Consider the following 25,810-nt stretch of genomic DNA (forward strand, 5'->3'; position numbering starts at 1 on the left):
GTTCTCTCCCCGCCCCCGCTCCCTCGCCCCCTTCCCGTATGCCCGCGCCTGCGTCGTGGCGCTTGCGGGGTTGCAAGCCTGCCGAAGGACAGGCTTGCTTCGTGATCTGACTTGCCGCAGTTGTCTGAGCGGAGCGCGAAGCGCGCAGAGAGTTCTGCGGCAAACCCCGCAAGCGCCACGACGCAGGTTGCCCGCAGCGCAGCGGAGGGTCGCGGGCATTCGGGTCGCCTTCTTTGGCCTGACCTTTCTTGGCGAATCAAGAAAGGGCAGTCGGCCGCCGGGCCGAGACCCGGCCTCGAAAAAACACCCCCCGGCAGGGTCAAGAACAAGCTACACACCGCCCGTGTCCCAAGACATCAGGACAGCTCGCGCTCGTACATATACCTCCGCGACCAAGCCAACGAAGCAGCCCCCTGCCCCGCCCTCCGACAAACAACCTGAAAGATAGACACATCGTCATGCTCAAACGCATAAGCACACCCCGCCAAATACACCCTCCAGATCCGAAACCTCTCCTCCTCCACCAACGCCCGAATCTCCGGCACACAAGCCTCAAACCGCTCCAGCCACAACTGCAACGTGCGCACGTAATGACGCCGCAACCCCTCCACATCCAGCACCTCCAGCCCCCCACGCTGCATGGCCTCCAGCGCCAGGCTCAGGTGCGGCAGTTCGCCATCAGGAAACACGTATCGGTCAATGAACGCACCGCCGCCCAGGGCCGTGGCGCCCACGTCCGCATCGGTGGAGGTGATGCCGTGGTTCAGCGCCAGGCCGTCGTCGGCCAGCAGCTCGCGCATGTGCGCGAAGTACATGGGCAGGTTGCGGCGGCCCACATGCTCGAACATGCCGACGCTGGTGATGCGGTCGAAGCGCCCCTGCACGTCGCGGTAGTCCTGCAGGCGGATCTCGATGCGGTCGGCCAGGCCTGCGGCGCGCACGCGCTCGGTGGCCGCTTCGAACTGGTTGCGCGACAGCGTCACGCCCACGCAGTGCGCGCCAAAGTGCTGGGCCGCGCGCAGCACCAGGGCACCCCAGCCGCAGCCGATGTCCAGCAGGCGCTGGCCGGGCTGCAGGCGGATCTTGGTGAGGATGTGGTCCAGCTTCTTGCGCTGGGCGGTGGTCAGGTCCTCGTCGCCGTTCTCGAAGTAGGCGCAGGAATAGACCATGCCCTCGTCCAGCCAGAGCCGGTAAAAGTCGTCGGACACGTCGTAGTGGTACTGGATGGATTCGCGGTCCGTGCTGCGGCTGTGCCTGAAGCGCCTGGCCGCGCGCGCCGCAAGCGCCAGCCGCCCCGGCCCCTTGCCCGCGCCCTGAGTCTTGGACATGCGGCGCGCCAGCGCATAGCCGAAGTCGATGATGTCGGGCAAGCGGCCGTCGATGTCGATCTGGCCCTTCACATAGGCCTGGCCCAGGTGGTCCAGGCTGGGGTCCAGCAGCAGCGGCAGGGCCGAGGCGCTGCGCACCGTCAGCGTGACGCGCGGCTGCTCGAAGTGGCCGAAGTCGAACTGCTCGCCATTCCACAGCACCAGCCGCGCCGGCAGATCGGCCCGCGCACGCACGGCCTCGGCCCAGCGCCTGAGCTTCTTGTCCCAGAACATCGTGCATCTCCCCGGGGCTGGCGGCGCCCCCCTTTTGACATGAACCGCATGAACCGCATGAAAAGCAAATGACGAGTCTTGCCGCTTCATGTGACGGCAAGACGTCAGCACGGCAACCCGCGCCGGTAGCGGATCGATACAGACCCGATGGCGCCCACACCCCGCCAGCGGTCCGGCTTGGGGCACACTGGCCGGCGTTCCAACTGCCCCGGCGCGAAGGCGCCTGCGACAGACCCATGCAAGCCCATGACCTGAGCATCGAACACTGCATCGAGCACCGCAACGAACAACGCAGCACCGGCGGCTATGGCCTGCCGGCCGGATTTCAGGAACCTGCCATCGAACTGGAGCCAGTGACGCCATGGCCATGACCCATACCCAGGCGCTGTCCAAGCTGGCCGCCGACACCCTTGTGCAGACCCTGGAGGAAGACGTGGCGCGCGTGATGGCGCGCACGTTTGCGCTGGGCCGGCACGATGCCGCTATCGCGGCCAACTACGGCGGCCAAGCCCTGCCGCCCCTGCTGCGGCGCTGGAGCTGCGTGCTGCAGGCCGGTGACGCCAAGGCAACGGCGCTGTACCGGCACAAGACGGCGCTGGCCCTGGCCATCGTGCTGCACAGGAACGGCCTGGCCGACGCGGGCCTGAACACGGCCGCGCGCACGGCCATCGATGTGCTCAATGCCGAGGTGGCGCTCAGCGATGATTTTTTTCGCAAGTCGGCGCAGATCCGCCAGGACTTCCTGGACACGCCGCCCGCGCCGCCCAAACGCTCGCCGGGCCTGCCCGACAGCCTGACCTTCTACCGCGCGGCCGACGTGGTGGCCATGGAGCTGGACGGGCGCTTTTACGCCCTGTACGTGCACGGCTGCGCCCGGACCAACCAGAGCCCCATCGTCGAGTTCTACGACGCGGTGTTCGACCATGTGCCGCAGATGGTGGAACTGGCCGACGTGCGCGCCCGGGGCCGGCGATACAACGATGGCGTGGGGCGGGTGGCGCGGTTTTCCATATCGGGCCTGAAGTTCCTGCCCGACCCGGCAGGCCAGTTCACCCTGGTCAAGGCCTGCGTGGAGACGCCGCCGGACCCCGGCCATCTGCAAAAGGGCGACTGGCTCTACACCGTGTCCGACATCTTCGAGCTGCAGTCCGAGGTGGACTCCATGTTCGGCCCCGGCGGCAGGCCCTGAGCCTTGAGCCCTGAGCTTTGAGTCCTGACAGCGGCCTGTTCTTGCCTGTTTTCAAGAGGAAATTCATGACGCATCCCCGGCCTTCCACTCTGCCCTCCCGCATGGCCTTGCCGGCCGTGCTGGCACTGGCTGCCACGCTGGCCCTTGCGGGCTGCAACCAGCGGCACGACACAGCAGACATGGAATCTGCGCCCGCCCCCGCGCCCATGGCGGGCGGCGTCGGCATGAAGCAAGGCCGCGCCGCCACCGTGCAGGCCGAGGATGCGGCAGCAGCCGCACCAGAGACATCGGCGCAGGACGAGATGGCCCAGCGCTTCCTGGCCGTGCGCCAGGAGCTGAACGTGGAAGTGCCGCAGGCGCAGCTGGCCGATGCCTGGGGCCAGGTGCGCGACCTGTGCGCCACGCTGCGCTGCGAGCTGTTGTCGGCATCGCTGCTGCGCGAGACGCCCCAGCAGCCCGGCAACGCCATGCTGGAGATGCGCGTGGCGCCGGCCGATGTGCAGCGGCTGCTGGGCACGCTGGCCGGCGTGGCCACCATCGTGTCGCAGAACACCATCAGCGAGGACAAGACGGCCGAGGTGATCGACGTGGAGGCGCGCATCAGGAACCGTACCGAGTTCCGCGACAGCCTGCGCCTGATGCTGCGCGACACCACGACCAAGCGCACCATGTCCGACCTGCTGGAGATACAGCGCACGCTGTCGGACACGCAGGCCGAGCTGGACGCCATGGCCGCCCAGCGCAAGGTGCTGGAGCAGCAGACCAGCAAGCAGCACATACAGATCCAGTTCACGCCCACCCGCGCCCTGGTGCAGGGCGGCACCAGCTACAGCCCCATAGGCCGCGCGCTGCGCGATGCCGGCCACGTTCTGGGCGAGAGCATGGCCGCGCTGATCACCTTTGTGGCAGCCGTGCTGCCCTGGCTGGTGCTGGTGGTGCTGCCGCTGGGCTGGGTGCTGCGCGCGCTGTGGCGGCGCAGGCGCGCCAGGAAGGCCTGAGCGGCACGGCAGGATCAGGAAATACGGCGGCCATGCCGTGCTCCAATCAAGCCATGCCCACCGAACCGAGCCTTGACGACCTGCGCCGCCATGCCGTGGCGCGCACCCTGTTCACACCGACCACCCTGCCTGCGGCCATACAGCGCCTGGGTTTTGTGCAGGCAGACCCGATCCGCGCCCCGGCCCGGGCGCAGGACCTGACGCTGCGCCACCGCGTCAAGGACTACCGCGCCGGCGACCTGGAGCGCCGCTATGCGCGCCTGGCGATCGACGAGGACTGCCTGGTCAACTACGGCTTTCTGCCCAGTGAGCACCTGGCGCTGATGCACCCGCGCCAGGCCCGCAAGGCCTGGGATGCCGAGACACAGCGCAAGGCCGCCGAGGTGCTGGCGTTTGTGCGCGAACGCGGCGCCGTGCATCCGCGCGAGGTGGAGCAGCATTTCTCGCACGGAAGCGTGAAGAACTACTGGGGCGGCTCGAGCAGCGCCAGCACGCAGTTGCTCGACGGCATGCACTACCGCGGCCTGCTGCGCGTCAAGCGCCGCGACAGTGGCACGCGCGTCTACGAGGCAGTCGCCCATCCGCCGGCCGACGACAGCCCCGACGCCAGCGCCCGGCGCGCCGCCGCGCTGATCGACCTGGTGGTGCGCAAGTACGCACCGCTGCCGGCCCCCAGCCTGACCTACCTGGTGCGCCTGCTGGGCTATGGCGCACCCCATCTGGCGCAGCAGACCCAGGCGGCGCTGCGGCTGGCGCGCGAGCAGCTGGCAAGCTGCCGCATCGACGGAACCACCTGGTACTGGCCCGCCGACGAGAACCCACGCTCGCGCCGCCATGCCTTCGACGAGCGGCTGCGCCTGCTCGCGCCCTTCGACCCCGTGGTCTGGGACCGGCGCCGCTTCAAGCTGCTCTGGGGCTGGACCTACAAGTTCGAGGCCTACACGCCACCGGCCCGGCGCCAGCTGGGCTACTACGCCCTGCCCATGCTCTGGCAGGGCCAGGTGATCGGCTGGGCCAACCTCCAGGCGCGCGACGGCCGGCTGGAGCCGTCATTCGGCTATGTGGCCGGCGCGGCGCCCGGCGATGCCGCCTTTCGCAGCGCGCTGGATGAGGAACTGCAGCGCATGGAGGAGTTTCTGGCGCCGCGCTGAGGCTCAGGCAATCGCCCCCTGCGCGCGTTTGCCGCCACACAGGATCAGCGGCAAGACTGCACAGGCGCAGTCCACTCAGAAGGTTCCGCGCAGCGTGAGCGTGGCATTGCGCGGCATGCCGTAGTAGTTGCCGTTGCGCGCGCCGCCCACGGCGGCCCAGTAGACCTTGTCGGTCACATTGCCGATGTTGAGCGCCGCCGTCCAGTTGCGGTTGATGCGGTAGGAGGCGCGCAGGTCCAGCACGGCATGGCCGGGGTTCTGCACGGTGTCCACGCGGGCATGGCTTTGCGCGCTGAGGTTGGCGCCCACCTTCCAGGCCGACCATTCGCCGGGCAGCGCGTAGCTGGTGGACACGCGCAGCAGGCTGCGGGGTGTGTCGGTGCTCAGCGAGCTGCCTTCGTCGTCGCGCGTGTTCAGCCAGGTGTAGCCGCCAGAGACCTGCCAGCCGCGTGCAAGCTCGCCGCCGATCTCGGCGTCAAAGCCCTTGCTGCGCAGCACGCTGGAGTTGCGGTAGCAGTCATTGGTGGTCACGCCGGGGCACAGGCCTTCGTTGCCAGTGTCGAACACGGCCACGTCGCGCTTCTTGATGTTGAACACCGAGAAGGCCACGTTGAGCTTGCGCTCGAACAGTTCGCCCTTGATGCCGGCCTCGTAGTTGGCGCCCACGGCGGGCTTGAGGCGGTTGCCCTGCACGGTGGCGTACTGCGACTGGGGCTGGAAGGTGCTGGTGTAGCTGGCATAGACGGACCAGAGCGGATCGATGTCGTAGACCAGGCCCGCATAGGGCGTGAAGCGGCCGTTTTCGCGGTAGTCGTTGGTCAGGGCGCCGGTGAAGGTGTCGTTGGAGCGGAACTTGAACCAGTTCAGGCGCCCGCCCAGGTGCAGGTGCAGGCGTTCGGCCAGCTGAAAGCGCCCGCTGCCGTAGATGCCCAGCAGTTGCTTGCGCTCCCTGAGACCGAAGTCATAAGGGGGAGCCACGGGGTCAGGGATGCGCGAATGGTCGAAACGGAAGACGTCCAGGGGCATGGCCTCGCCAGAGGAGGCCGACTGGGTCAGCACCTTCTGCTGGGTCCAGCTGGTGCCGAACATGACCTTGTGCGTGCCGCCCAGCGCCTGAAAGCTGCCGGTGACGTTGGCATCCAGCCCCGTGGCATCGATGTCGCGCGCAATGAAATCGTTGCCTACATAGCGCAGGCCCTGCAGGGTAACGGGATCGATGGCGCCGCGCGCCGATCCCAGCTTCTGGTCGATGGTGGTCTTGCCGTGGTTGAGCGTGAGCTTGGCCACCCAGTCGCCTCCCATGCGGTGCTCGACCTCGCCGAACACGTCATCGACCTGGGCCTCGTGGCGGTTCCATCGCTGGCCCAGCGAAGTGGAGCGCGGCAGGCCCAGCGAGGCGCCGTTGGAGTAGCTGGGCAGGCCGAAGATGCTGTAGCCGTCGATGTCGGTCTGCTCATGGCGGTAGCCCGCCGTGACCTTGGTGCCGGCGCCCAGGTCGGCGTCGATCACGCCGTAGAGCATGGGCGAGCGCGAATGCACCAGGTCGATGAAGCTGTGGCGGTCGGTATAGGCGGCCACCACGCGGCCGCGCACCGTGCCGGCCTCGTTGAGCGCGCCGCCTCCATCGATCTCGGTGCGGAAGTTGCTCCATGAGCCGATGCTCTGGGCGAACTCGAAGTGCTTTTCCGCACGCGGGCGCTTGCGCACCATGTTGACCACGCCGCTGGGGTCGCCCGCGCCCACCACCAGGGCGCCTGCGCCGCGCAGCACCTCCACGCGGTCGAGGATGGCCGTGTCCATGGGCACCCAGCCCGTGGGGCTGTAGGTGCCGCCGGCCACGCCGTCGAGCAGGTAGTTGGAGTCCGGGATCTCGTAGCCGCGCATCATGTAGACGTGGGCCCCGAAGTTGCGCTGCGACTTGGTGGCGCCCGTGGTCTGCAGGATCACGTCCTCGACGGAAGACAGGTTCTGGTCATCCATCTGCTGGCGCGTGACCACGGTCACGGACTGCGGTGTCTCGCGAATGGACTGCTCCATCTTGCCGATGCTCAGAGCGCGCGTGGTGTAGGAGCCGGTCTGCTCGGTGGTGGGGCTGGTGATGGCCTGGGCCGTGACGCGCACCTCGGCCATGGCCTGGGCCGTGCCTGCGGTGCGTGCAGCGGCAGCTGCGGAGGCTGGAGCAGGCGCTGCGGTGCGCAGGCCCCAGTTGCCCGAGCCCGTGCGCACCAGCTCCAGCCCGCTGCCCTGCAGCGCCGCGCGCGCGGCCTGCTCGGGCGTGTAGCTGCCGCGCACGGCGGGCGCGGTCAGGCCGCGCACCAGCTCGGCGTCAATGCCGATCTGCTGGCCGCTTTCGGCGCCTATGCGCGCCAGCGCGCTGCCCAGCGGCTGGGACGGCAGGTCGTAGCTGCGCACGGACGAGGCGGCTGTCGCAGCGGGCGCGGAAGGGGAAGTCTGGGCGTGGGCGCTCAGCGCGCAGGCCAGGGCGGCAGCGGCCAAGGTGCGCAAGGGCAAGGGGCAGGAGAGCAGCATGCGGGTTCTCGACAAGGAGGTTGGAAGGGCCTGAAAAGCAGGTTTCCAAGGCTTGTCGAGCGCGCCGCAAAAAGTGTTCATTTTTTTGCGCGCAGGCACCGACCTCACCCGATAGTCACTCGATGGTCACCAGCCAGCCACGCTGGTAGACGTTCACGGCAATGGGCAGGGTCTCGGCCAGCGCCGCCAGGGCGCGGTCGGTGTCGTCCAGCGAGAACGTGCCGTAGACATGCAGGGCCGCCGCACGCGGCGCCACGCGGATGAAGCCCGCGCGGTAGGCGCGCAGGGCCTGCACCACCTCGCCCAGCGGCTGGTCATGCGCCTCCAGCATGCCGCGCTGCCAGGCCGACGCGGTGCCGGGCTCGGTCGCATCCTCGGTAATGCCTGCCGGACCGAAGCGTGCACTGCGGCCTTGGGCCAGCACCTGGCTTGCACCCTGTGGCGTGGTGATCTCCACGCTGTGCTCAAGCATGCTCACCAGGCTGCTGCCGGCCTCTTGGCGCACCACGAAGCGCGTGCCCAGCGCGCGCACCTGGCCGTGGGCCGTGCGCACGGTGAAGGCAGCGGCGCCTTGCCCTGCCTTCCAGGCCTGTGGCGCTGCATGCGCCAGCAGCGTGCCCTGGCGCAGGATGACGGTGCGGCGGCCACCACTGAAGTCCAGGTCAGCCGCCGAACGCGCATCCAGCGTGATGGTGCTGCCATCGGGCAACGCAAAATCACGCCGCTCGCCCGTGCCGGTGCGCAGGTCGGCAGCCCATTGGCTGATGGGTGCGTGGCGGTGGGCCACGAAGGCGGTGCCCACGGCCATGCCGCCCAATCCCAGCGCGCCGCGCAGCAGGCTGCGGCGACGGCGGATGCGCGATTCGGCACGCTGCAGCGCCTGGCCCATCAGGCTGCCCGAGGCCGCAGGCGCGCCGGTGCGCAGCGGCGACAGCATCTGCTGCAGCGGTGCCTGCAGCCGCTCCCAGGCCAGGCGGTGACCGGCATCGGCCCGCAGCCATTGCTCGAAACCCTGGCGCTCGCCATCGCTGACGGAGCCCGAGTTCAGCGTGACCAGCCAGCCCACGGCCGCCTCGGTGGCGGCATCCAGACTGCTGCCGTCCTGCGAAAGAGAGGCCGCCATGTCAGCCGCCGCGCGCTACGGCAATGCCGGCCTGCTGGCGGGCCAGCGCGATGGCGATGCGCCGGAAGGCCTCGGCCATGTGGCGGCGCACCGTGCTCAGGGAAATGTCCAGCTGGTCGGCAATGGCCTGGTAGGTCAGGCCGTCGATCTGGCTCAGCAAAAAGGCCTGGCGCGCCTTGAGCGGCAGGCCGTCCAGCGCCTGGGCGATGTGCTCCAGCGTCTCCAGCAGCACGGCGCGCTCTTCGGGAGAAGGCGCCAGCTCCTCGGGCTGCAGGGCCAGGGTCTCCAGATAGGCCCGCTCCAGCTCGCGCCGGCGCCACAGCGTGAACAGCAGGCGCTTGGCAATGGTGGTCAGAAACGCGCGCGGCTCCTGCACCACGGCAGCGGGGCGCGCGGCCACCACGCGCACAAAGGTCTCGGACGCCACATCCTGCGCCTCGGCCGTGTCGCGCAGCCTGGCCTTCAGACGCGACAGCAGCCAGGCATGGTGGCCCACATACAGCTGCTGGACCTGGAGCATGGATTCTGGAGGCGTGTGCGGCACGGACATGGGGCGGTATTTTAGCCGTCCGCAATAAGAATGGTTTGCATTCCACCATTCCCCCAGGGCAGCCGGACCGCCCTCAGTTCATGCGCGGCAGATTCGCTGCCTTGATGGCCGCGCCCATGGACTCATGGCCCTGGACCAGCTTCCTGCGGTATTCGGCGCCGGTGAGCGGCGCCGGGTCCACGCCGGCTGACTCGAAGATGCGCGCCACCTGGGGCCCCTCGGCGGCTGCCATGGCAACGCGCTCCAGCCTGTCGCGCAGGGCCGGGGGCACGCCCTTGGGGTAGGCCAGGCCGATCCAGGAGTCGATCTCCACGTCGTAGCCCTGCTCCCTGAGCGTGGGCACCTCGGGCAACTCCTTCCAGCGCATGGGGCTGGCGCTGGCCAGCAGGCGCATTTTTCCGGCCTTGACGTGCTGGACGATGTCCGAGGGGTTCTGCACGATGACATCGACCTGCCCGCCGATCAGGCCGGCCACGGTCTCCGCGCCGGACTTGTAGTTGATCTCCTCGAACTTGCCGCCGGTCTTGCGCCCCAGCTCGTACATGGCCAGGTTGTTGGGCGCGGACGGCGCGCCAAAGAAGATGCCCTTGCCCTGGCGGGACGCGGCCACCAGGTCGGCCATGGTCTTGTAGGGCGAGTCCGCGCGCACGGCCACGCCATAGCGGTAGCGGGCCACGCCTGCGATGAAGTCGAAGTCATCGACCTTGTAGTCCACCTTCATGAGGTGGGGCGTGATGGCGATGGTCGAAAACGTCACCACGCCCAGCGTATAGCCGTCAGGCTTTTGCCGGGCCAGCGACGAGACGCCCAGCGTGCCCTGCGCTCCCGCGCGGTTGTTGGGCACCACGGGCTTTTTGAGCAGGACCTCCATGGCATTGCCGATGGCGCGCGAGGCCACGTCGGTATTGCCGCCTGCGCCGTAGTTGATGATCAGGGTCAGTTCCCGCTCGGGAAACGCGTCCGTGCCCTGGGCCAGCGCCGGGGCGCCGGCTGCGGCCGCCAGCGCTGCCGCGCAGAAGGCCGAAAGCAGGCATCTGCGAGATGCGGGTGATGGATATGCATGCATGGTTGTCTCTCGTTGCGATCTTGGGTTCTGTCGTCTTTGGAAGTCGTGCTTTCACGGTGCCGCGCACTACCCACTGGCCGGGAAGCAGGCACGCCCTGGAAGTGGGGGCACCGAGGAAGGGCAGCCCCGCACCGAGGGTGCCACCCCCCCGCCAAGCGAGAGGGGGAAGCGGCGCAGCCGCTCAGGGGGTCGTCCTTCCTCAATTCATGAAGAAGCCGCCGTTGACGTCGATCACCGCGCCATTGGTGAAGCCTGCGGACTCGCTGCACAGGTAGCGGATGGCGGCGCCGACCTCGGCAGCCTCGCCCAGACGCCGCACGGGGATCTGCTCGGCATAGCGGCGATTGACCTCGTCGCCGGCCTGCTGCGCCATCGGCGTCAGGATGCGGCCCGGCGCCACGCAGTTGGTGGTGATGCCGTACTGGCCCATCTCCGAGGCGATGGAGCGGCTCAGGCCCAGCACGGCGGACTTGCTCAGCATGTAGGCAGGGCCGGCCACGATGGACTTGCCGCGCCCGGCCAGCGAGGACACGTTGACGATGCGCCCCCAGCCCCGCTGCTTCATGCCCGGCAGCGCCAGCTGGCATAGGCGCAGCATGGACAGCAGGTTGACGTCCAGGATCTGCTGCACCTCGCCCAGCCCCACTTCGAGGATGCCGTTGGACTGTCCGCTGGCGTTCTTGAGGCTGATGCCGGCGTTGTTGACCAGGATGTCCACGCCGCCATGGCGCTGCACGATGTCGCCGACTACGCGCTGGCGGGCAGCCTCGTCGCAGACATCAAGCACCACGGCGCTGGCCCTGGCGCGCAGTTCCTGCGGGACCCGATCCAGGTCAGGCGCGGCCAGGTCGGCCAGCACCACCTGGCGGCCGTCGCGCAGCAGTTCGATGGCGGTGGCCAGGCCGATGCCGCGTGCGGCGCCGGTCACCAGGGCCGTGCGGATGGGGAAGTTCTCAGGCGCGCTCATCAGTGGCTCTCCGGCGTGTAGAAGGTGATGGGGGGAAAGGCGTCTTCGGTGCACATGACCTCGATCAGCGTGGCCTCTTCGGCAGCCATGGCGGCGCGCAGCGCGGGGGCGATGGCATCGGCCGATTCCACGCGCACGCCGTGGATGCCGCAGGCCCGTGCGATGGCCGCATGGTCCACGCCGCTGAAGTTCACGGCCGAGGTGTGCTCGCCGAACTTCACGTGCTCGGCATGCTTCTGGTAGCCCAGGATGCCGTTGTTGATGAGGACGGTGATGACCTTGATGCCCATGCGCCTGCAGGTCTCCATCTCCGACCACACATGGCCGAAGCCGCCGTCGCCCACCAGGCAGAACACCTGGCCGCCGTCCTGCGCCAGGCGCGCACCCATGGCCATGGGCATGCCCCAGCCCAGGCCCGCCAGGCCGCGCGGCGTGATGAAGCGCTGGCCGGCCCGGCGCGCGGTCAGGTAGTTGGTGACCCACAGCGTGGAGTAGCTGGCATCGGCCACCACGGTGTCCTCGGCGGTCAGCAGGGCGTCGAGCTCATGCATGATGCGTTCGGGCCGGATGGGTGCGGCGCTGGACAGGCGCACTTCGGCTGATTCCTGTCGGTGCCTTTCCCTGCCCTTGGCAATGCGTGCGGCCAGTGCAGCGCGCTGGCCGGTACGGGCCGACAGATCCAGCGGCCCGGCGATGTCCAGCATGGCCTGCAGCGCCAGCCGCGCATCGCCCACCAGGCGCATGGCGTCGTAGTTGCGCCCTATCTCCTGGCCGTCAATATCGAGATGGATGAATTGCGCATCGCGCGGGTACAGCGTCCAGCTGTCCGTGCCGTTCTGGTTGGTGCGGTTGCCGATCAGGAACACCACGTCGGCCCCGGACACGAAATCCTTCAGGTAGCGGCCCGAGCCATTGGGCCCCAGGCAGTTGGCGACCACGCCCAGCGACAGCTCATGCGTCTCGGCCACGGCGCCCTTGCCCATGTTGGTGGTGGCCACGGGCAGGCTCAGCGCATCGGCAAACGCGCTCAGTGCCTCGCTGGCGCCCGAGATGTGCACGCCGCCACCGGCAACGATGACCGGCGCGCGGGCCTGGAGCAGCGCGCCCATGGCCCGTTCCAGCAATTGCCGTTCGGGCACGGCGCGGTCCAGCGGAAAGCGGGCCAGTGCAGCGGGCCGGGGCACGCCGGACGGCTGGGCAGGCTCGGTGAGCAGGTCGGCCGGCAGCATCAGCGCCACGGGGCCGGGCCGGCCGCTGCAGGCCGCGATGATGGCCTGCTCCACATAGTCTTCCACGCGCGATGCCTGGTCCACGCGCCGCACCCACTTGGTCACGGGCTTGAACAGGCCCATGTGGTCCAGGTCCTGGAAGGCGTTCCTGTCGGTCTGGTCGCGCGCCACGTCCTGCACCAGCGCGATGATGGGGATGGAGACCTTCAGCGCCTCGGCCAGCGGAGCCACCAGCAGCGCGGCGGCCGGCCCGTTCTGCGCGGTGATCACGGCCGGCCTGCCGCTCATGCGGGCATGGGCATCGGCCATGTAGCCGCCCGCGTTCTCGGTGCGGTAGGCGATCTGGCGCAGGCCCAGTTCCTCGGCGGCCAGCACGAACATGCTGGGCAGGCTCTGCCCGAAGAACTGCGTGATGCCGTGCCGCTTCAGGACCCGGGCCACCAGGTGGCCTACGGTGTCCTGCTTGTTCAATCCAGGGTTGCTCAGGGGTTTCGACATGGGTTGCGGTTTCCGTTCAACAAAAAAGGCGTAGCGGCTCCCTCGCCATGGCAATCGCCAGCGATACGGAAAGGGAAGCCAGGGGGAACTTATCTATTCAGGAAATTCAAAGGCAATCCAGGACACGGCCAGTCCAGCGCCACCAGCCGCCCCGTGGAAGACAGGGTGACAAAAGCCGTCTTCAGGTCCTTGCCGCCAAAGCAGATGTTGGTCGTCATGGGGTCGGGCAGCTCGACCCGGTGCAGCACCTGCCCGGCCGGCGAGACCACGGTGATGCCGCCCTCGCCCAGCGTGGCAAGGCAGATGTTCCCTTCGGCATCCACGGCCAGGGAGTCGATGTTCTGCATGCCTGGCAGGCGGCAGACCAGCCGTCCGCCATTGGGCGAATCGGGCCAGGGCCGGGCCAGGAGGTGCCCGGGCTCGCCGATATCGAAGGCCCACAGCCGCCCCGTGAAGGTCTCCGCCACATAGAGCGTCTTCTCATCGGGAGAAAGACCGATTCCGTTGGGCGACCACAGCGGGAAGACGGCCTCGCGGATGGCGCTGCCATCGGCCAGCGCGTAGCAGACGCCGCCCCGGTCCACCTCGCGCGGGCGCACCTTGCCGTGGTCGGTGAACCAGAAGCCGCCATGCCGGTCGAAGACCAGGTCGTTGGGCCCCTTCAAGGGTCCGCTGCCGCTTTGCGTGTACAGGCATTCGACCTGGCCCGAGGCCAGGTCCACGGCCTCTATGCGCCCGCCCGAATAGTCGTTGGCCTGGCCTATGGGCCGCAGCCCATGCTCCGCACTGCGGTGCCACTGGAAGCCACCGTTGTTGCAGATGAACAGCTTGCCGCCGGGGCCTATGGCGGCACCGTTCGGGCCTGCGCCCAGGTGGACGAGCTGCCGCTTTGTGCCATCGGCCGTCACCCGGGTCAGCCAGCCATTGGCGATCTCCACCAGCACGACCGATCCATCGGGCAGGGCCACCGGGCCTTCGGGAAACTCCAGGCCGTCGGCCAGCTCACGAATCCTTGGTTCTGCTTTTTCCAACGTGTATGTCCGCATGCACCCTCCCTTAGATATGATGCATGGTACTTGATGCATCAAACACCAATTACAGGGTTAGCCCTTGGCACAGCCACACACCGTGGCCATGAACAAACCGTCCTTCCCCGGGAGGTACCATTGCGCCCAAGCAGTTGCGGAGGCCCGATGTCCAGCGTTTTTTCACAGATCCGAACCAATCAGACCCTTGCCGAAAAAACCTATCTGCAGATCCGTGACGCCATCGTGAGAGGCCAGCTGCAACCCGCGCAGCGCCTCGTCTATCGCAGCCTGGCCGAAGAGTTCGGCATCAGCCCCACGCCCGTGCGCGATGCCATACAGCGCCTGGCCTCCGAAGGCGCCCTGGACCTGGACGACCGCGGCGTGGCCACCGTGCCCGTGCTCAGCGTGGAGCAGTACGTGGAAATCATCGCCCTGCGCATCGAACTGGAAGGCCGCGCCGCCGCAGCCGCCGCCAGCCGCCATCCGGGCCTGGGCTTCATCGACACCCTCACCCGGCTGCACCAGGACCTGGAAAAATCCATCGCCGTGGACGACGACGCCACGCTGATCGCCAACGAGCGCTTCCACTTCTCCATCATCGAAGCCGCGCAGCAGCCCGTGCTGGCCAGCCTCATCGGCCTGCTATGGCTCAAGTGCGGCCCGTCCGTGCGCTACCTGTACCGGGGCACCTACGCCCGCGCGGCCGAACATCCGCACATCCGGCTGATCCATGCGCTGGAGCAAAGGGACGGCCCCGCCGCCCGACAGGCCGTGGTGCAGGACCTGCAAAGCGCCTGCCTGCATATCCTCAGGAAGATTGCCAAGGATGATGGGATGGAGTTTCCGCAGGAGTGGGTGGTGGCGGGCATGGGGTAGAAGCACTGTAGGTACGCCTCGCTGCAGTTGGCGCAGTAAGGATATAAGTGCCTGACTCCAAGCCTCCGTACCAGAATGTGCCTTCTCCTCCGCTGCATCCGACTCTCTTCGGACATATTTGAGGGTGGCGACCTCAAATTTCCCAAAGTTGCAAGACCATCGCCCAGCGCATGGCGTCATACTTTGACGGTGCTCGGCTAGGCCCTCACGATTACGTTCTGTAACGACCCCACACCGCCTAAGCCAAAGCATCGCCTGCAAATCGTCCAAGGAACATCATGTTGACTCGCTTGAAAGTCTCTGGGTTCAAGAATCTCCGAAAGATCGATGTCCAGTTCGGTCTGTTCACATGTATTGCTGGCGCCAACGGTGTCGGGAAATCGAACCTGTTCGATGCGATAACTTTTTTGTGCGATTTAGCGTCTATGCCCATTCTCAAGGCATGCAGCAACGTGCGTGGCACACATGGTCGAGCATCTGAGTTTGCATCTCTTTTTTTCCATGAAAAAGGTGAGAAAGAACTTCGAATGGAGTTTCTCGCAGAAATGATCGTTCGCAATGAGGTCGTTGATGACTTTGACCGCAGTGTCAAGCCAACAGCAACATTGCTTGAATACTCCTTGGTGCTTCGACTTAATACAGAAGCAGCACCGGGCTCTTCAAAGGATCCGATCTACATCGAGCACGAAGAATTGCGTGCCAAGCCATCCAGTGAAGCGCAAAAATTCCTTGCATTCAACGGTGGCTCAGATCTGGCAAAGAATAAGAAACTCATCTTCGGACCCGGTGCACGTACGTCGCCTTTCATCCAAACCGATAACAAAGACTCGGACGTCACGATCCTGCTGCGCAGTGATCGAGGCGGCGGTCAGCCTCAGAAAATCTCGGCCCGCAAGAGTCCTCAAACCATTCTTTCTGGCGTTAATCTTTCATCGCACCCAACGGCATTGGCAGCCCGCCGAGAAATGCAGTCCTGGCGCATGTTGCAATTGGAGCCTTCGGCATTGCGCGCGCCGGATGATGTTTTTGGCGATGCGTCGCTTTCCTCAACTGGCGCGCATATGCCTAATACGTTGTTTCGCTTAGGGAGATACGGAGACATCGCAAACAGACTGGCCGACCTGATTCCCGGCGTGACGGCCTTGGATGTAGATACCGACGAGGCGAGGCAGCAACGCACATTGTCAGTAAAAATGAGCGATGGACGTCCGTACTCTGCAAGCTCTTTATCCGACGGAACGCTTCGTTTTCTTGCCCTTGCCGTACTTGCCAGTGATCCAGATGCCGAAGGACTGGTGTGCTTGGAAGAACCTGAGAACGGCATCCACCCTTTGCGCATTCCAGAAATGCTTCGCTTGGTGAAAGAGCTTTCCGATGCTGACCTATCGGGAGAAGAACTGGCCGTTCAGCATTCACTGCGTCAGGTCATTATCAACACACACTCTCCACTGGTCGTCGCTGAGCTTTTGGACGACGAGCTACTGTTTGCGGAGTCTTTGCGTCTGCGGGGAGCCTCGTTCGCAAATTTCAAACCGATTAAAGGGACTTGGCGAGAGCGTGTGTTGGCAACTTCCGAGACAGGCTTTATCACAAGGGGTGAGTTGCACGCCTACCTATCTGGCATGAGGATGAAATCGAAGAGCAATGGCATAAAACATGTTGTAGACCATTTACCCAGTGAGACACTGGATCTTTTTCATAGTGCTTGATGGGATGGTCAGTGCATGAAAACCCTCACAGCAACCTTGATCACCGACGGAACCTCCGACCGTACTTTGCTACCCATCGTCCAGTATCTTCTGGATGAATGGAGCCCACTTCCTCATCGCACGCTTTTTGCTGAAGGCCTTCATTCAGGATCACTCAAATCCAGAATACCGCGGGTAATAGAGCTTTTCCCCTGCGATCTGCTATTTATTCACAGAGATGCAGAGCGCGAACCTCTTGCGAACCGCGTTCAGGAAATTCGGACTGCACTGGCGGAATCTGTAACCCAGCATCGGCCGCATATCTGCCTTGTGCCTGTACGAATGACCGAAAGTTGGCTGTTGTTGGACGAGAGGGCAATCCGCTCAGCAGCAGGCAACCCCGAGGGGCGCATTCCGCTAAAACTTCCCAAGGCAAATGCCATAGAAGAGCTGGCAGACCCCAAGAGCAAACTGTTCGAGTCGCTGACCGCCGCCGCCGAGGTGACTGGAAGGCACAGACGAAGATTCCATCCGGAAGCGGCCCGGCATCGCGTAGCCGAAATCCTGGATCCCAGTTTGCTGCGTCAACTTGAGTCTTTCAAATTTGCCGAAAAACAGGTGATCGATTTTTTCCGTGCCAATTTCACCTGATTGACTTCAAGCGTGAAGCCACCGCGGCCTCCCAACCACTACGAACCACATCAGGCCGACCGTCTATCCCACGTAGTCAATAATGTGGTCTTTGCCTGTCACCTTGCAGCCCTCAAGGAAACGGTTTGAGGAGGGCAGCACGACAAACGTACACCTGCGCCTTCCTGCGGCCCCGCGCCATCCAGGCAGGCCTTGCCCGGCGCCTTCGCGCCGCCGCAACCTGTTGATTCCCAAGCCAATGAGCGACCTCTCGCAAAGCACACAGCCCTCTCCGGCCCCTGATCTGTCGGCGCACACGCCCATGATGCAGCAGTACCTGGGCATCAAGATCAACTACCCCGACACGCTGGTTTTCTACCGCATGGGGGATTTCTACGAGCTGTTCTTCGGGGATGCGGAGAAGGTGGCGCGGCTGCTGGATATCACGCTGACCACGCGCGGGCAGACGGCGGGGCAGCCGATTCCGATGGCGGGCGTGCCCTTCCATGCGCTGGAGAACTACCTGGGCCGGCTGATCAAGCTGGGCGAGTCGGTGGCGATCTGCGAGCAGGTGGGCGAGGTGGGCGCCGCCAAGGGCCCGGTGGAGCGCAAGGTGGTGCGCGTGGTGACGCCGGGCACGCTGACCGACAGTGAGCTGCTGTCGGACAAGAGCGAAGCGATCTTGCTGTCCCTGCACACGGCCGGGCGCCAGCGCTGCGGCCTGGCCTGGATGGCGGTGACGCAGGGGCGCATCCACCTGGCCGAGTGCTCCCACGACGAGCTGGGCGCCTGGATTTCTCGCATTGCGCCCAGCGAGCTGATCTACAGCGCGGGCGTGACCGAGCGTTTCGAGCAAAGCCTGTTCGCGCTGCGCCATGGCGGCTCCATTGCCTGCCCGCTGTCGCCGCGCCCCGACTGGCAGTTCGACGGCGGCCTGGGCGAGCGCAAGCTGCTGGAGCTGCTGGGCGCCGCCAGCCTCAAGGCCTGGGAGGCCGAGGACCTGCCGCTGGCCCATGGCGCCAGCGCCGCGCTGCTGTCGTATGCCGAGCACACGCAGGGCCGCAGCCTGTCGCACATCCACGCTCTGCAGGTGCAGCGCGACGATGAGCTGATTGCGCTGCCGCTGGCCACGCGCCGCAACCTGGAGCTGGTCAAGACGCTGCGCGGCGAGGATTCGCCCACATTGTTCTCCCTGCTGGACACCTGCATGACGGGCATGGGCAGCCGCCTGCTCAAGGCCTGGCTGCTGGAGCCGCGCCGCGACCGCACGCAGGCCATGGCGCGGCTGGAGGCCACGCGGGCGCTGCAGGGCGCCAGCGCAGGCGGCATGGCCGCGCCCTGGCAGCAGTTGCGCGAGCAGCTCAAGGGCGTGAGCGATGTGGAGCGCATCACCGCGCGCACCGCGCTGCGCCAGGTGCGCCCGCGCGAGCTGGTGGGACTGGGCCGCACGCTGCACAAGGCGGCCGTGCTGGCCCAGGCCGGGCAGACACCCTCGGCCCACCTGACCCAGCTGTTTGCCGACTTGCAGCCGCCCGAGGGCTGCGCCGAGCTGCTGGTGCGCGCCATCATGGAAGAGCCGGCCGCCCTGGTGCGCGACGGCGGCGTGTTTGCCACGGGCTACGACGCCGAGCTGGACGAGCTGCGCGCCATCCAGAACAACTGCGATGACTTCCTGCTGGAGCTGGAGGCCAAGGAAAAGCTGCTGACCGGCATTCCCAACCTGCGCGTGCAGTTCAACAAGGTGCACGGCTTCTATATAGAGATCACCAACAGCTACAAGGACGCGGTGCCCGAGCGCTACCGCCGCCGCCAGACGCTGAAGAACGCCGAGCGCTACATCACGCCCGAGCTCAAGGCCTTCGAGGACAAGGCCCTGTCCGCGCAGGAGCGTGCGCTGCAGCGCGAAAAGTTCCTCTACGAGCAGTTGCTGGACCAACTGCAGCCCCATGTGCCGGCGCTCACGCGCGTGGCCGGTGCCATTGCCGCCATCGACGTGCTGTGCACGCTGGCCGAGCGCTCGCTGACGCTGAACTGGTGCGCGCCCGAGTTCGTGAACCATCCCTGCATCGAGATCGAGGCCGGCCGCCACCCGGTGGTGGAAGCCCGCATGGCCGAGACCTCCAGCGGCAGCTTCATCGCCAACCACACGCGCATGAACGCCAACACGCGCATGCAGATCATCACCGGCCCCAACATGGGCGGCAAATCGACCTATATGCGCCAGGTGGCGCTGATCGTGCTGCTGGCCAGCATGGGCTCGCATGTGCCGGCGTCCAGCTGCCGGCTGGGGCCCATCGACGCCATCCACACGCGCATCGGCGCGGCCGACGACCTGGCCAATGCCCAGTCCACCTTCATGATGGAGATGACCGAGGCCGCGCAGATCCTGCATTCGGCCACGCCGCACAGCCTGGTGCTGATGGACGAGATCGGCCGGGGCACCAGCACCTTCGACGGCCTGGCGCTGGCCAGCGGCATCGCCACCCAGCTGCACGACAGGACGCGCGCCTTCACGCTGTTTGCCACGCACTACTTCGAGCTGACCGAGCTGCCGGCCAAGGCACGCGCGGCCGTGAACATGCATGTGAGTGCGGCGGAGTCAGGCCAGGACATCGTCTTCCTGCATGAGATCCAGCCCGGCCCGGCCAGCCGCAGCTACGGTATCCAGGTGGCCAAGCTGGCGGGCATGCCGGCCGGCGTGCTGCACCACGCGCGCCATGCGCTGGAGGCACTGGAGGCCCATGCCGACGATGGCCGCCTGCAGGTGGACCTGTTCGATGCGCCCGACATGCCCGAGCCCGAAAGCCGCCACGACCCGCTGGCCCAGGCGCTGGCCGCCATCAATCCCGACGCGCTGAGCCCGCGCGAGGCGCTGGAGGCCCTCTACCAGCTCAAGAAGATCGCTGCCTGAACGCGGTCACTCTCCGCGCACTAAACTTGCCATTTCCGCAGATTCGGACGCTTCCATGACTTATTGCGTTGCCATCAAGCTCAACGCCGGCCTGGTTTTCCTGGCCGACTCGCGCACCAATGCCGGCCTGGACCAGATCAGCTCTTTCCGCAAGCTCATGGTCTACGAGAACCCCGGCGACCGCTTCATGGTGCTGCTGTCGGCCGGCAACCTGTCCATCACCCAGTCCGTTCGCGAGCTGCTGGAGAGCCAGCAGCTGCGCGACGAGGCCACGGGCGACATGCTGACCATCTGGAACGTGCGCAGCATGTTCGATGCGGCCCGCGTGCTGGGCGCGGCCGTGCGCCATGTGTACGAGCGCGACGGCGTGGCGCTGTCCCGGTCGGGCGTGGACTTCAATATCTCGCTGGTGCTGGGCGGCCAGATCCAGGGCGAGACCATGCGGCTGTTCCAGGTGTATTCGGCCGGCAACTTCATCGAGGCCACGAGCGAGACGCCCTACTTCCAGATCGGCGAGTCCAAGTACGGCAAGCCCGTGCTGGACCGCGTGATCACGCCGCGCACGCCGCTGGACGAGGCCGCCAAGTGCGCCCTGGTGTCCATGGACAGCACGCTCAAGTCCAACCTGTCGGTGGGCCTGCCGCTGGACCTGATCGTGTACGAGAAGGACCGCTTCGCCTCCGACAAGATCGTCAGCATCGACGAGAGCAATCCGTATTTCCGCATGCTGCACGACAGCTGGGGCGAGCGCCTGCGCCATGTCTTCGACAGCATCGAGGACCCGGCCTGGGATGGCGGCGCCTCCGAGGTGCCCATCCGCGTGCACAGCCGCCAGGCCCAGCCGCTGACCAAGGTCAACGCGCCGGCAGGCGCCCTGCGCTCGTCGGCGCGCAGCATGGGCCGGCTGCCGCCTGCGGCGCTGCGCCAGCCCTATCACAGCGGCACGGGCGCGGGCCTGGGCACCTCCACGGCAGACGGTCTTGCGACCTCCCCCATGACGCCCATGACACCCATGACGCCCCAGCAGCCGGGCCCGGCATCGCCCGTGCGGCCCGATGCAGGCCAGCCCTCGGGCCACCAGCAAGGCGTGCCCGATGGCGCCGCACAGGCCGGCCAGGAGCCTCGGCCGTGAACGCGGCCCGGTCCGCACAGCGGGCCGAGAGCGATGCGGCGGTTGCCGGCACGGGTACGGGCGCGGGCACTGCATCGGCGCCGCTGCCCGTGGTGTTCTCGCATGCCAACAGTTTTCCGCTGCCCACCTACCGGCTGCTGCTCTCGCTGCTGGCCGAGCGCGGCATCGCGGCGCAGGGCGTGGAGCGCTTCGGCCATGACCCGCGCTTTCCCGTCACCAACAACTGGCCGCACCTGGTCGAGCAACTGGCCGATTTCACGCGCGCCGAGGTCGAGCGCGTGGGCGGTCCGGTCTTCCTGGTCGGGCATTCGCTGGGCGGTTTCCTGAGCGTGATGACGGCCGCGCGCCATCCCGAGCTGGCGCGCGGCGTGCTGCTGATCGACTCGCCATTGCTCAGCGGCTGGCGTGCCAATGCGGTGGGGGTGGCCAAGCGCACGCAGCTGGTGGGCTCGGTCTCGCCAGGCAAGATCAGCGCGCGCCGCCGCAATGCCTGGGACAGCGATGACGAGGCGCTGGCCTATTTCCGCGCCAAGAAGGTGTTTGCGCAATGGCATCCGCAGGTGCTCCAGGACTATGTGCAGGGCGGCCTGGCCGACCTGGACGGCCGGCGCACGCTGCACTTCACGCGCGAGGTGGAGACCGCCATCTACAACACCTTGCCGCACAACCTGGCCTCGCTGCTGCACCACCATCCGCTGCGCTGCCCGGCGGCCTTCATCGGCGGGCGCGCCTCGGTGGAGATGCGCCAGGTGGGCATGGACCTGACGCGCCGCATCACGCGCGGGCGCGTGATGATGCTGGACGGCAGCCACCTGTTCCCCATGGAGCGGCCCCACGCCACGGCCGCCGCCATCGAGGCCGCGCTGCTGAACATGCAAACCTGAGCGGCGTCCGGCTCAAGCCGAGATCCGGATGGCAACCCTGGACCATGCGGTGGTGCTTGAACCCCTTGGCGCCTTCCTCAAGGATCGGGCCCCATCGGCGTTCACGGCAGCGGGCGAGGGTCTTGGCGATGGTGGGCCGGCTACCCGGCGCAATCGATCATCTTGTGAAGCAGGCGCAGCAGCTGCTGCTTGTCCTCAGCGCTCAGCATGCGGCTGGCCTCTTGCTCCAGAATTTCCACCTGCGCCGCCGCCTTTTCGTGCAGGCGCTCGCCCTCGGCCGTCAGATACAGCAGCGACAGGCGCCTGTCCGCAGGATCGGCCTCGCGCCTGAGCAGGCCGCGCACCTGCAGTCTTTCCATCAGCGCCGCCATGTTGGGCTGGGAAATCATCACGGTCTCGGCGATCTGGCGCTGGGACGCGCCGGGATTGGCCGAGATCAGCGACAGCACGGCAAACTCCGACGGCTTGAGATCCAGCGCCAGCATGTGCTTCGCATAGTGAGGCCTTACGGTGGCATGGGCCAGGCGCGTGCAGTGGCCCAACTGCTGCATCAGAAAATTCTGCTGGAGTGCTGACTTCATGGGCGATGGGGTGGCTCGGTCCAAGGGGGGGCCAGGCGCATCGAATGGGGCCTGGCGGACCTTTCGATAGAGACGGTCATGGGTTTGTCTCCTGCGTCATGGATGAAATCGGCCAGGGTCGCCGCACCTCAGGCCAGCGGGACCCGAGCCCGGTATTGCACGAAGAAATCGATGCTGCGCGGATTGGCCATGGCGTCGGGGCTGGCCACCTTGGCGGGCTCTGCACCCAGCAGCAGCTTGCGCACGGGCAGTTCCATCTTCTTGCCCGTGAGGGTGCGCGGAATCTCGGCGACCTGGATGACCGCATCGGGCACGTGGCGCGCAGAGGCCTGGGCCCTGATGGCATCCTTGATCCGGGCCACCAGCGCATCCGTCAGCACCAGGCCCGGAGCCAGCACCACGAACAAGGGCATGAAAGAGGGGCGCCCCAGGAACTCCAGGTCCACGACGAGGCTGTCCAAGACCTCGTCAACTTCCTCGACGACACGGTAGATCTCGGCCGTTCCCATGCGGATGCCGAAACGGTTGATCGTGGTGTCCGAGCGGCCGTAGATCACGGCCGACCCATGCTCGCTGAACGAGATCCAGTCGCCATGGCGCCAGTAGCCGGGAAAGACGTCGAAGTAGCTTTCACGGTAGCGCAGGCCATCGGCGTCGTTCCAGAAATACAAGGGCATGGAAGGCATGGGTTCGGTGATCACCAGTTCGCCCACCTCGCCGGTCACGCTGCGCCCTTGCTCGTCAAAGGCGTGCGCGGCGACGCCCAGTTCACGGCACTGGATCTCGCCCGCACGCACGGGCAGCAGGGGCGCGCAGGCCACGAAGCCCGAGGCGATATCCGTTCCACCGCTGACCGAGGCCAGCCACAGATCGCGCTTGATGTTCTCGTAGACCCAGCCGTAGGCCTCCAGCGGCAGCGCCGACCCCGTGGAATTGATGGCGCGCAGTTTCTCGAAGCGGCGGCCCCGGGCGGGCACCACGCCATCCTTCATGGTCTTGGCCAGAAAGGCCGCGCCGCAACCGAACAGCGTGACCTGCTGGCGATCGATGAAGTCCCACAATGCGCCATCGTCGGGCGAGGTCGGGTTGCCATCGGACAGCACCACGGTGGCGCCAGCCAGCAGGCTGCCCACCATGAGATTCCAGACGATCCAGCCCGTGCTGCCCAGAAACATGAAGCGGTCGCCGGGCCGCACGTCGTGCTGCAGCCCATGGGTCTTGAGGTGGGTGAGCACGATGCCGCCATGGCTGTGCACCATGGCCTTGGGCAGTCCCGTAGTGCCCGAGGAATAGACCACCCACAGCGGGTGCGAGAACGGCAAGCGCTCGAAGACCGGCTCTGCGGGCCTGGCCAGAGCGTCGGCCCAGGCCATGACATCGCGCCAGGGCAGCTCGCATGCGGGGTCCCCGGGCCTGAACAGGGGGCCGGGCACATGGATCACATGGCCTATCTCGGGCAATCCCCGCAGCACCTCGCCGAGTACGGCGCGGCGATCGAAACACCGTCCCCCGTAGACATAGCTATCGGTGGCGAAAATCAGCTTGGGGCCGATCTGCTGGAAGCGGTCCAGCACCACGGAAACACCCATCTCGGGCGCGCAGCTGGACCAGATGGCGCCTATGCTGGCGCAGGCCAGGAAGGCCACGACCGCCTGGGGCACATTGGGCAGGTAGGCCACGACGCGATCGCCGCGGCCCAGGCCGAGTTCGCGCATCCGGGCCGCGAGCGCCGCCACGTCACGCTCCAGCTGCCGCCATGACAGCTCCACCGGCTCGGCGCCTTCGCAGCGCGCGATGATGGCCGGGTGCTCGGCGCTGGCGCTGCGGAACACATGCTCGGCATAGTTCAGGTGCGTGTCGGGAAACCACTGCGCGCCCGGCATGCCGCGCTCACCGAGCACGCGCGTCGGGTCACCGTCGGCCATGACCTGGAAGTAGTCCCAGATCGAGCGCCAGAAGCCATCGAGATCCGTGACCGACCACTGCCACAGCGCCTGGTAGCCATCGAAGCGCCTATCCCTTGCCGCAGCCAGCCAATCCATGTAGCGCGCCAGGCCGCTTTGCGCGACCTGCTGCGGGCTGGGACGCCACATCAACTGCCCTTGTTCGATGGCCATGGCAACCCTCGGAAAAAGTTATAAAAAAAACATATTTTTTATAACCATAGAACATCATCATTCTCAGAAGTACAGGGGTTTTCATGGGGCAACCACGCGCTCGTCATGCGGTTGCTCCCCCGGGTACATGACGCAAAAAAGCCACCCGAAGGTGGCTTGTCCCCATCGATGGCCCGGCCCTGGTCAGCCGCCGCTCCAGTTGACCAGGCCCGTGAAGGCCGTGACCAGCACGATGATGCCGAAGGCGATGCGGTACCAGGCAAACGGCACGAAGCTGTTGGTGGAGATGTAGCGCAGCAGCCAGCGCACGCACAGCCAGGCGCTGATGAAGGAGAACACCAGGCCCACGGCGAACATGGGGATGTCGTCCACCGACAGCAGGGCGCGCTCCTTGTAGAGGCTGTAGACGCCGGCGCCGATCAGCGTGGGAATGGCCAGGAAGAACGAAAAGTCGGTCGCCGCCTTGCGCGACAGGCCCATGAGCATGCCGCCGATGATGGTGGCGCCGCTGCGGCTGGTGCCGGGGATCATGGCCAGGCACTGCACCAGGCCGACCTTGAGGGCATCGAGCGGCGTCATCTCGTCCACGGTCTGCACGCGCATGGCCGAGGCGGGCCGGCGCTCGGCCCACAGGATGACGAAGCCGCCCAGGATGAAGGTGGTGGCCACCACGGTGGGCGTGAACAGGTGCGCCTTGATGAACTTGCCGAAGATCAGCGCCAGCACCACGGCCGGCAGGAAGCCGATGATGACGTTCAGCGTGAGCCGCTGCGCCTGGCCGCTGGTGGGCAGGTCGACCACGGTGGAGCGGATCTTCTGCCAGTACACCAGCACCACGGCGAAGATGGCACCGGTCTGGATGGCGATGTCGAAGACCTTGGCCTTGGCATCGTCGAAGCCCAGCAGCGAACCGGCCAGGATGAGGTGGCCGGTGGAGGAGATGGGAAGGAACTCCGTCAGCCCTTCCACGATGCCCATGATGGCGGCCTTGACCAGCAAAAGAATGTCCACGGCAAGCGTCCTGTCGCAATGCAAAAGTGCGCCATTATCTGCGCTGGCCAT

General features: G+C 66.5%; 21 protein-coding genes. 10 read left to right on the forward strand and 11 right to left on the reverse strand.

What is annotated here, in order from left to right:
• Positions 1-356: 356 nt before the first annotated feature.
• Positions 357-1,601 (reverse strand): cyclopropane-fatty-acyl-phospholipid synthase family protein, encoded by a 1,245-nt coding sequence (locus U6958_RS25710; RefSeq protein ID WP_074921562.1) that lies wholly within the window; start codon positions 1,599-1,601, stop codon positions 357-359.
• 236 nt (positions 1,602-1,837) lie between these two features.
• On the opposite strand from U6958_RS25710, the gene U6958_RS25715 reads away from it, so the two are divergent.
• The 4 genes from U6958_RS25715 to U6958_RS25730 all read left to right on the forward strand — a co-directional run bounded on the left by U6958_RS25715 (position 1,838) and on the right by U6958_RS25730 (position 4,939).
• Positions 1,838-1,972, forward strand: a complete 135-nt coding sequence (locus U6958_RS25715; protein WP_257762791.1) for a hypothetical protein — start codon at positions 1,838-1,840, stop codon at positions 1,970-1,972.
• On the forward strand, positions 1,963-2,790 hold the full coding sequence (locus tag U6958_RS25720) for a hypothetical protein (protein WP_074921563.1): 828 nt from the start codon (positions 1,963-1,965) through the stop codon (positions 2,788-2,790). Before U6958_RS25715 ends, U6958_RS25720 begins: the two co-directional genes overlap by 10 nt.
• Before the next feature lie 65 nt (positions 2,791-2,855).
• Entirely contained in the window at positions 2,856-3,788 is a 933-nt protein-coding gene (locus U6958_RS25725) for a DUF4349 domain-containing protein (protein ID WP_074921564.1), read from the forward strand.
• A 53-nt stretch (positions 3,789-3,841) separates the two neighbouring features.
• Positions 3,842-4,939 carry a DNA glycosylase AlkZ-like family protein gene (locus U6958_RS25730; protein ID WP_074921565.1) on the forward strand — a complete coding sequence of 366 codons (1,098 nt, stop codon included), beginning with the start codon at positions 3,842-3,844 and terminating at the stop codon, positions 4,937-4,939.
• A gap of 75 nt (positions 4,940-5,014) precedes the next feature.
• On the opposite strand, the gene U6958_RS25735 is transcribed toward U6958_RS25730, so the two are convergent.
• The 7 genes from U6958_RS25735 to U6958_RS25765 form a co-directional block, all read right to left on the reverse strand.
• Positions 5,015-7,468, reverse strand: coding sequence for a TonB-dependent receptor (locus tag U6958_RS25735; protein ID WP_074921566.1), 2,454 nt, complete (start codon positions 7,466-7,468; stop codon positions 5,015-5,017).
• 115 nt (positions 7,469-7,583) lie between these two features.
• Positions 7,584-8,591, reverse strand: a complete 1,008-nt coding sequence (locus U6958_RS25740) for a FecR domain-containing protein (RefSeq protein ID WP_074921567.1) — start codon at positions 8,589-8,591, stop codon at positions 7,584-7,586.
• Position 8,592: 1 nt separating this feature from the next.
• Positions 8,593-9,111, reverse strand: a complete 519-nt coding sequence (locus U6958_RS25745) for a sigma-70 family RNA polymerase sigma factor (RefSeq protein ID WP_013803538.1) — start codon at positions 9,109-9,111, stop codon at positions 8,593-8,595.
• A 103-nt stretch (positions 9,112-9,214) separates the two neighbouring features.
• Positions 9,215-10,207: a tripartite tricarboxylate transporter substrate binding protein gene (locus U6958_RS25750; RefSeq protein WP_074921568.1), complete on the reverse strand. Its 993-nt coding sequence runs from the start codon at positions 10,205-10,207 to the stop codon at positions 9,215-9,217.
• A 199-nt stretch (positions 10,208-10,406) separates the two neighbouring features.
• Positions 10,407-11,174, reverse strand: coding sequence for an SDR family oxidoreductase (locus U6958_RS25755; RefSeq protein ID WP_074921569.1), 768 nt, complete (start codon positions 11,172-11,174; stop codon positions 10,407-10,409).
• The gene (locus U6958_RS25760; protein ID WP_061289263.1) at positions 11,174-12,901 is read right to left on the reverse strand and encodes an acetolactate synthase catalytic subunit; all 1,728 of its coding nucleotides are present in this window, start codon (positions 12,899-12,901) and stop codon (positions 11,174-11,176) included. The genes U6958_RS25755 and U6958_RS25760 overlap by 1 nt, the downstream gene beginning before the upstream one ends.
• 89 nt (positions 12,902-12,990) lie before the next feature.
• Positions 12,991-13,947, reverse strand: coding sequence for an SMP-30/gluconolactonase/LRE family protein (locus tag U6958_RS25765; RefSeq protein ID WP_074921570.1), 957 nt, complete (start codon positions 13,945-13,947; stop codon positions 12,991-12,993).
• 147 nt (positions 13,948-14,094) lie between these two features.
• Here U6958_RS25765 and U6958_RS25770 point away from each other — a divergent pair, with 147 nt between their 5' ends.
• The 6 genes from U6958_RS25770 to U6958_RS25795 all read left to right on the forward strand — a co-directional run bounded on the left by U6958_RS25770 (position 14,095) and on the right by U6958_RS25795 (position 22,050).
• On the forward strand, positions 14,095-14,805 hold the full coding sequence (locus U6958_RS25770) for a GntR family transcriptional regulator (protein WP_074921571.1): 711 nt from the start codon (positions 14,095-14,097) through the stop codon (positions 14,803-14,805).
• A gap of 278 nt (positions 14,806-15,083) precedes the next feature.
• The gene (locus U6958_RS25775) at positions 15,084-16,514 is read left to right on the forward strand and encodes an AAA family ATPase (protein WP_074921572.1); all 1,431 of its coding nucleotides are present in this window, start codon (positions 15,084-15,086) and stop codon (positions 16,512-16,514) included.
• A 15-nt stretch (positions 16,515-16,529) separates the two neighbouring features.
• Positions 16,530-17,144, forward strand: coding sequence for a DUF4276 family protein (locus tag U6958_RS25780; protein ID WP_047468872.1), 615 nt, complete (start codon positions 16,530-16,532; stop codon positions 17,142-17,144).
• A gap of 301 nt (positions 17,145-17,445) precedes the next feature.
• Entirely contained in the window at positions 17,446-20,034 is a 2,589-nt protein-coding gene (gene mutS / locus U6958_RS25785; protein WP_074921688.1) for a DNA mismatch repair protein MutS, read from the forward strand.
• A 55-nt stretch (positions 20,035-20,089) separates the two neighbouring features.
• Complete coding sequence (locus U6958_RS25790; protein ID WP_016449684.1) at positions 20,090-21,166, forward strand: proteasome-type protease; 1,077 nt, start codon at positions 20,090-20,092, stop codon at positions 21,164-21,166.
• On the forward strand, positions 21,163-22,050 hold the full coding sequence (locus tag U6958_RS25795; protein WP_074921573.1) for an alpha/beta fold hydrolase: 888 nt from the start codon (positions 21,163-21,165) through the stop codon (positions 22,048-22,050). The genes U6958_RS25790 and U6958_RS25795 overlap by 4 nt, the downstream gene beginning before the upstream one ends.
• 140 nt (positions 22,051-22,190) lie before the next feature.
• Here the strand turns inward: U6958_RS25795 and U6958_RS25800 are convergent, their stop codons facing one another.
• From U6958_RS25800 to U6958_RS25810, 3 genes are all read right to left on the reverse strand, one after another.
• Positions 22,191-22,631 (reverse strand): MarR family winged helix-turn-helix transcriptional regulator, encoded by a 441-nt coding sequence (locus tag U6958_RS25800; RefSeq protein ID WP_016449686.1) that lies wholly within the window; start codon positions 22,629-22,631, stop codon positions 22,191-22,193.
• A gap of 128 nt (positions 22,632-22,759) precedes the next feature.
• Entirely contained in the window at positions 22,760-24,748 is a 1,989-nt protein-coding gene (locus U6958_RS25805) for an acetoacetate--CoA ligase (RefSeq protein ID WP_074921574.1), read from the reverse strand.
• Between the two features lie 183 nt (positions 24,749-24,931).
• Positions 24,932-25,759 carry an undecaprenyl-diphosphate phosphatase gene (locus U6958_RS25810; protein ID WP_016449688.1) on the reverse strand — a complete coding sequence of 276 codons (828 nt, stop codon included), beginning with the start codon at positions 25,757-25,759 and terminating at the stop codon, positions 24,932-24,934.
• Between the last annotated feature and the right edge of the window lie 51 nt (positions 25,760-25,810).

The sequence above is a fragment of the Delftia lacustris genome (genome assembly GCF_040267515.1).
Lineage (GTDB): Bacteria > Pseudomonadota > Gammaproteobacteria > Burkholderiales > Burkholderiaceae_C > Comamonas > Comamonas tsuruhatensis.

Bases quoted from the DNA above. Each gene is read 5' to 3' on its own strand.
- U6958_RS25710 (WP_074921562.1), bottom strand. From the start codon at position 1,601: ATGTTCTGGGACAAGAAGCTCAGGCGCTGGGCCGAGGCCGTGCGTGCG.
- U6958_RS25715 (WP_257762791.1), top strand. From the start codon at position 1,838: ATGCAAGCCCATGACCTGAGCATCGAACACTGCATCGAGCACCGCAAC.
- U6958_RS25720 (WP_074921563.1), top strand. From the start codon at position 1,963: ATGGCCATGACCCATACCCAGGCGCTGTCCAAGCTGGCCGCCGACACC.
- U6958_RS25725 (WP_074921564.1), top strand. From the start codon at position 2,856: ATGACGCATCCCCGGCCTTCCACTCTGCCCTCCCGCATGGCCTTGCCG.
- U6958_RS25730 (WP_074921565.1), top strand. From the start codon at position 3,842: ATGCCCACCGAACCGAGCCTTGACGACCTGCGCCGCCATGCCGTGGCG.
- U6958_RS25735 (WP_074921566.1), bottom strand. From the start codon at position 7,468: ATGCTGCTCTCCTGCCCCTTGCCCTTGCGCACCTTGGCCGCTGCCGCC.
- U6958_RS25740 (WP_074921567.1), bottom strand. From the start codon at position 8,591: ATGGCGGCCTCTCTTTCGCAGGACGGCAGCAGTCTGGATGCCGCCACC.
- U6958_RS25745 (WP_013803538.1), bottom strand. From the start codon at position 9,111: ATGCTCCAGGTCCAGCAGCTGTATGTGGGCCACCATGCCTGGCTGCTG.
- U6958_RS25750 (WP_074921568.1), bottom strand. From the start codon at position 10,207: ATGCATGCATATCCATCACCCGCATCTCGCAGATGCCTGCTTTCGGCC.
- U6958_RS25755 (WP_074921569.1), bottom strand. From the start codon at position 11,174: ATGAGCGCGCCTGAGAACTTCCCCATCCGCACGGCCCTGGTGACCGGC.
- U6958_RS25760 (WP_061289263.1), bottom strand. From the start codon at position 12,901: ATGTCGAAACCCCTGAGCAACCCTGGATTGAACAAGCAGGACACCGTA.
- U6958_RS25765 (WP_074921570.1), bottom strand. From the start codon at position 13,947: ATGCGGACATACACGTTGGAAAAAGCAGAACCAAGGATTCGTGAGCTG.
- U6958_RS25770 (WP_074921571.1), top strand. From the start codon at position 14,095: ATGTCCAGCGTTTTTTCACAGATCCGAACCAATCAGACCCTTGCCGAA.
- U6958_RS25775 (WP_074921572.1), top strand. From the start codon at position 15,084: ATGTTGACTCGCTTGAAAGTCTCTGGGTTCAAGAATCTCCGAAAGATC.
- U6958_RS25780 (WP_047468872.1), top strand. From the start codon at position 16,530: ATGAAAACCCTCACAGCAACCTTGATCACCGACGGAACCTCCGACCGT.
- mutS (WP_074921688.1), top strand. From the start codon at position 17,446: ATGATGCAGCAGTACCTGGGCATCAAGATCAACTACCCCGACACGCTG.
- U6958_RS25790 (WP_016449684.1), top strand. From the start codon at position 20,090: ATGACTTATTGCGTTGCCATCAAGCTCAACGCCGGCCTGGTTTTCCTG.
- U6958_RS25800 (WP_016449686.1), bottom strand. From the start codon at position 22,631: ATGAAGTCAGCACTCCAGCAGAATTTTCTGATGCAGCAGTTGGGCCAC.
- U6958_RS25805 (WP_074921574.1), bottom strand. From the start codon at position 24,748: ATGGCCATCGAACAAGGGCAGTTGATGTGGCGTCCCAGCCCGCAGCAG.